This is a genomic window from Verminephrobacter aporrectodeae subsp. tuberculatae At4 (assembly GCF_000193225.1).
GTDB classification, from domain to species: domain Bacteria; phylum Pseudomonadota; class Gammaproteobacteria; order Burkholderiales; family Burkholderiaceae_C; genus Acidovorax; species Acidovorax aporrectodeae.
Window position 1 is genome coordinate 1 of record NZ_AFAL01000798.1, and the last position, 978, is coordinate 978.

A 978-nucleotide genomic window follows, 5' to 3' on the forward strand; every position below is an offset into this window, starting at 1 on the left:
TGCTGGGCATTGGCGTCGGCGCGCAGGCGCGCGTTCCCGACGCACGCCTGCGCGCCTGCCTGGACGCGCTGCGCAACAGCCCCGCGCCCGTGCTGGCAGCAGACCTGCCCAGCGGACTGGACGCGGACACCGGCCAATTTGCACCAGGCCTTGCCCCCGCCGAACCCGGCCCCGCCGCCTGCCACCCGGCCCGGCACACGCTGAGCCTGCTCAGCCTCAAGCCCGGCCTGTTCACCGCCACGGGGCGCGACGCCGCCGGCCAAGTGTGGTTCGACGACCTGGGCGTCGCGCCCGGGACCGAGCCGCCCAGCGCCTGGCTGTCCGGCCCCGCGCCGACAGCGCCGCGCGCGCACGCCAGCCACAAGGGCAGCTACGGCGACCTGGCCGTGGTCGGCGGCGAAGGACTCGCGGCGCGCGGCATGGCCATGGGCGGCGCCGCATTGCTCGCCGCGCGCGCGGCACTGCACAGCGGCGCGGGCCGGGTACTGCTGGCCCTGCTGGACGACGGGCAGTTGCCGTTGGACACGCAGCAGCCCGAGCTCATGTTCCGCCGCTTCGACACCCTGGCACTGGAGCGGCTCAGCGTGGTCTGCGGCTGCGGCGGGGGCCAGGCGGTGGGCCAGGTGCTGCGCGCAGTCATCGCGTGCTCGGCGCGCCTGGTGCTGGACGCCGACGCCCTGAACACCCTCGCCGCCGACGCCGCCCTGCACGCGCTGGTGGCTGCGCGCGGCCGGCAGGGACTGCCCACCGTGCTCACCCCCCACCCGCTGGAGGCCGCCCGGCTGCTCGGGCTGGACACGGCCGCAGTGCAGGCGGACCGGCTGGGCGCGGCCCGGGAACTGGCCGCGCGCTTCGACTGCGTGGCCGTTCTCAAGGGATCAGGAACCGTGATCGCAGCGCCGGGCCATGCGCCTGCGATCAACCCCACGGGCAATGCGCGGCTGGCCACCGCCGGCACGGGCGATGTCCTGGCCGGCA

The 978-nt window shown here is 76.4% G+C and carries 1 protein-coding gene; it reads left to right on the forward strand.

The window, feature by feature from the left end:
• On the forward strand, window positions 1–978 hold a 978-nt coding region (locus tag VTU_RS0121620), incomplete at both ends, for an NAD(P)H-hydrate dehydratase (RefSeq protein ID WP_029554647.1).